The sequence below is a fragment of the Ectothiorhodospira mobilis genome (genome assembly GCF_016584115.1).
Classification (GTDB): domain Bacteria; phylum Pseudomonadota; class Gammaproteobacteria; order Ectothiorhodospirales; family Ectothiorhodospiraceae; genus Ectothiorhodospira; species Ectothiorhodospira mobilis.
The window spans coordinates 1-273 of sequence record NZ_NRSK01000117.1; the positions used below are offsets into that span (position 1 = coordinate 1).

Annotated in this window: 1 protein-coding gene; it reads right to left on the reverse strand. The window is 61.9% G+C overall.

Annotated features, from left to right (window positions below):
• A partial coding sequence (locus CKO33_RS13350) for a hypothetical protein (protein WP_200182710.1) occupies window positions 1–180 on the reverse strand: 180 nt, incomplete at its 3' end.
• Between the last annotated feature and the right edge of the window lie 93 nt (window positions 181–273).

Consider the following 273-nt stretch of genomic DNA (forward strand, 5'->3'; position numbering starts at 1 on the left):
CTTCAGTACCAGCTTGTTCGCCACGATGGCACCGCACGGCTTGGCGAGCGTTATCGTGACCAGCGGCACGTCTGCCGCGTCGTAGAGGCGGATGCGCGAGTTGAGAGCGCCCGTGTCCGCATAATCTGCAGTTGCCTGCAGACGGGCATTGTTGTGCGCGACCGAGATGGCGAGGGTCATGGCATCAATTCTGGCGTGAGGTTGTCCGCAACCACGGCGCGGTAGTCGTGCAGGTGGTCGTAGGTGACGACGGTATAGCGATACGCCTCGTTG